At 73.4% G+C, this 4,075-nt stretch carries 3 protein-coding genes and 1 riboswitch; of the genes, 2 read left to right on the top strand and 1 reads right to left on the bottom strand.

Annotation, left to right across the window (positions count from 1 at the left end):
* Together L1885_RS24805 and L1885_RS24800 are read left to right on the top strand one after the other, a co-directional pair.
* Positions 1-1,022: PucR family transcriptional regulator (locus L1885_RS24805; RefSeq protein ID WP_235799405.1), on the top strand; the 1,022-nt coding region annotated here is incomplete at its 5' end.
* Positions 1,023-1,801: 779 nt separating this feature from the next.
* Positions 1,802-1,959, top strand: a riboswitch (cyclic di-AMP (ydaO/yuaA leader).
* 2 nt (positions 1,960-1,961) lie between these two features.
* Positions 1,962-2,789, top strand: a complete 828-nt coding sequence (locus L1885_RS24800; RefSeq protein ID WP_235799404.1) for a transglycosylase SLT domain-containing protein — start codon at positions 1,962-1,964, stop codon at positions 2,787-2,789.
* A 633-nt stretch (positions 2,790-3,422) separates the two neighbouring features.
* On the opposite strand, the gene L1885_RS24795 is transcribed toward L1885_RS24800, so the two are convergent.
* Positions 3,423-4,075 (bottom strand): VWA domain-containing protein (locus L1885_RS24795; protein WP_235799403.1); only part of this gene is annotated, 653 nt, incomplete at its 5' end.

Here is a 4,075-nt window from a genome sequence, read left to right as displayed (position 1 = left end):
CGGCGGCGCGCCCGCCGGTCCTGCTGATCGGCGGCGAAGAGCCGCCCTCCGCCACCGGGCGCGGCGCGGGAGCCCTGGCGGCAGGCCTGCTCGGCCTGCTCGCGCACACGGAGCAGCGCGGGAGCCAACAGGGCGCGCTGGCAGCCCTGTTGCTGCTCGGCGACGATCCGGCAATACCGGGAAGGGCCCAGGATCTGCTGGCCGACGTGCTCGGTGGCGGCGAGTCCGGTGGCGACGGGTCCCCCGGCGACCCGGCGGGAGCGGCACCGCGGGCCCGGGTGATCCGCGCCCGGCGCCCCTCCGGCGGCGGTGCGTCCCCCGGGGACGCGGCGGAGCGTGCGGACGGGACGCGTCCCGGCGGGGAGCGGACGGGCAGCGCGTCCACGGGCGGCCCGGGCGCGGACGGCGTGCGCACGGAGGGCCGGCGGGCCCCGCTGCCGGGACCGCTCGCCGATGTGGACGAGGGGGCGGCCACCGGCGAGTGGGACACGCTGCGCGGTGTCGTCTCCGCCGCCACCGGCCTTGAGGAGCTCAACCGGCTTCGTGAGCAGGGTGGTTGGCTGGCGGTCGCGAGCCGGCCCGTACCGCCGGAACTGCTGCCGACCGCCGAGCGCGAGGCCGAGTTGCTGCTGCGCCGGGCCACCGCCGCCGGCCGCCCCGTGGTCGGGGAGGACAGCGGACTCGGTGTCGGCGCTGCGGTCGACCCCGACCGGGCGGCGGCCTGGGCCCGGCGGACGCTGGCGCCCCTGCTCGACGCGCCGGAGACCCGCGACGGGCCGGAGAGCGGGGAGGGGCCGGAGAGCGGCGACGGGCCGGCGCCGGGACTGACCGAAGTGCTGCGGGTCTGGCTCGGGTGCCACGGCGGCTGGGACCGCACCGCCCGGGTCACCGGGCTGCACCGCAACAGCGTCCGGCACCGCGTCCGGCGCGCGGAGCGGCTGCTGGGCGCCGACCTGTCCGACGCGGCCGTCCGCGCGGAACTGCTGCTCGCACTCGCCTGGTGCCGGGAGACGGCGGGCTGAGCCATGTCCCCCTCGCGCGGGCGCGTTTGGGAGGAACGCGGCGGGCGGCCCCGGGAGAAGGCCGCCCGACCGCCCTTTCCGATTCCTCTTCGCCGAAAGCATGGTGATTGCCTGTCAGAATTCAGGGGCGAATTGGCGGCCCGGGCCGGACGCGCTTTTTCGCGCTGATCGATTCCATTCACGCAATGCCGGGAGCGGGCCGGCGGGCGTGATCGTGAACGGGTGGGCGAGTTGCGGCGCGGCGGAAAGGAAGGGGGAGCCGGACGAACGCGGGGAACGGTTCGCGAGATGGAGAGGCCGGAGTCGGCCGCGGAAAAGGGACCCGGACCCTCGGCAGGTGGACCCAGGGGTGGGCGAAAGGCGTCGCGGACGCCGTGTGCGGCACTGCTGAACCGCTGACCTCACCTCACTCCGCGCTCCTCGGGCGCGCTTGATCACAAGTGACCTTATGGGCGATTTGGTCATCTTAATCCCGAAACTCCCCTCTGGGGTGTTCGGGTAACTTGTTGCTCTCTGGCGGGTGTTGTGCTGGAGGGTTGCCCGGCTTCTCCGTGATGTGTGTCACCAAAGCGTCGGATCGTGAACTCCGGAGGCCGGGCCATTTCGCCGCTGTGCGGGGCCTGTTGGGTTTCCATAAGCCTGCCGAGTGATCCGTTTGTTCCTCGCTGTCAGCGTTCGTTGGATAGCTGAGCGAATTCCGAACTTGTTTCCCCGTGAGGTCTTCGCTTACGTTCTCGTCATTCCGGACAGACCGCCGAATCCTGCCGCTGTCCGGATACCTCAACCATTCACCCCATCCATACGGCAGGAGCGGGGGACCCAGGTAAGTCGCCGAGCCGCGAAAGCGGACCGGCTAGGGGTCAAGCCGCATCCGTGCGGCCGGGCATCTCCAGCCCGAACCCGACAGCTCACCTCGCAGGCGACGGAGAGGAACTCAGCATGCCCAAAAAGGCCAGCCACCGTCGTCCCATGCCCCGATCGCTGACCCGCGGCCTCATGGTCGCAGGCGTGGGCGGTGCGGTGATCGCCGTACCTCTGCTGACCGCCGCCGGTGCCACTGCCGCACCGGTCGCCCAGTCCGTGGCGCACCAGGCCGTGAAGGCCCCCGCGCAGGTCCGCACGGCCTCCACGAAGGCCGTCGACTCCCCGTACACCGTCGTCCCCGGCGACTCGCTCTCGAAGATCGCCTCCGACCACAAGCTCCGCGGCGGCTGGGAGCGGCTGTACCACACCAACCGCGAGGCGGTCGGGTCCAACCCGTCGCTGATCCACCCGGGCCTGAAGCTCGACCTGCACGGCAAGTACACCCCGGTCGCCCGCCACACCGGCGCGGCGAGCGGTGCCTCCAACGGCTCCGCCCACAAGACCGTGATCCACACCCAGGACACGGCGAAGACCACCGCGGTCAAGACGGCCGCCCCGGTCAAGGCCGCCGCCCCGGTCTACGCGGACAACCTCGACGGCTGGATCCGCCAGTCGCTGGACATCATGGCCCAGCACGGGATCCCCGGCACCTACAACGGCATCTACCGCAACGTCATGCGGGAGTCGTCCGGCAACCCGATGGCGATCAACAACTGGGACTCCAACGCGGCCAAGGGCACCCCGTCCAAGGGCCTGCTCCAGGTGATCGACCCCACCTTCCTCACCTACCACGTGTCGGGCACCTCGATGGACCCGTACAACCCGGTCGCGAACATCACCGCCGCGTGCAACTACGCCGCCGCGGTCTACGGTTCGATCGACAACGTCAACGGCCCGTACTGACCGACCCACGCCACGCGCGCAGGCGCCACTGGCACACGCAGCACCACTGACGGGCCCGCCGGACACACCGGCGGGCCCGTCGGCCCTCCGCGGGCCCGTCAGGCATACTGACGGGCCTGCGGCGCGTCCCGGCCCCGGCGTCTGCGCGCGTCCTGGCCACCGAGGGCCTCCGCGACGGCCTCGACGGGTGCGGGTCACCCCCCTGCCCCCGGTTGTGGCGGACGTCACGGTCCCGCCGGCGCCCCGACCGTCAGCGCGTGCCGCACAGTCCCCCGGGACGGGGCATCGCACCGGCGGCGCGAGGCGCCGAGTCGCGCGTCGCACCGGCCGTACGGGGGGATCCGCACGTCACACCGGCAGTGCGAGGCGCTGAGCCGTACGTCACATCGACAGCGCACGGGGAGCGCACGTCACACCGACAGCACGGCAGGGCGCACGTCACATCGACAGTGCGGCAGCGGCGTGCGTCACACCGGCAGTGCGGCAGGGTGCACGTCACACCGACAGCACGGCAGAGTGCACGTCACATCGACAGTGCGGCAGGGACGTGCGTCGCACCGGCAGCGGCGCGGGGTCGTACGGCACGCCGGCGCCCGCCGCGCCGCGTGCGGCCCGGCGGGCGCGGGGCCCGCCTCAGTCGACGACGCCGGCCCGCCGGGCCGAGTCCAGCCAGGCCGGGAACATGCTCAGCAGCCGGTCGTACAGCTCCGCGTCCGACGTACGGGCCACGTCCTCCAGCACGAGGAAGCCCGTGTTGGCGACGCGTCCGCTCTCCTGCGTCCCGAGGTGCGGGAGCACGCCGCCGGCCGCCTCGTGGCCGAGTCCGACGAACTGCCAGAACACCGGCTCCCCGGCACCCTCGGCCAACTGCCGCCCGATCTCCGCGCCGCGGCGGACGCCGCCGCCCGTCAGGAAGACGACGAACGTCGGGCCCGGCGCGGGCTGTTCGCGTACGTACGCCCGCACCTGGGCGATCGCCCTCTGCTCCTCGTTGCGCACGCCCACGCAGCGCATGTCGACCTGGTCGGGGTGCAGGCCCCGGGCGCGCCGCCGCGGCCTGCCCAGCAGCGCCAACTGGCCCGCGCGCACGTGCAGCCGCAGCCACTCGGGCAGGGCGCCGTCCACGGCGCAGTCGGGCAGCCGGGCCGGGTGGGTGGCGAAGGTCCACGCCGGCATGCGGCCGGAGCCGAGTGCCAGGGCGGCGGCCGCCGCACGTTCGACGACGTCGGCGACCGCGCCGCTCGCGTAGTGGACCGACATCGAGGCGGACGCGTCGAGCACCAGCA

Source organism: Streptomyces fuscigenes (assembly GCF_021556455.1).
Taxonomy (GTDB): domain Bacteria; phylum Actinomycetota; class Actinomycetes; order Streptomycetales; family Streptomycetaceae; genus Streptomyces; species Streptomyces fuscigenes.
The sequence above is the reverse complement of the archived record's forward strand: the minus strand, read 5'-3'. Positions and strand labels throughout refer to the sequence as shown.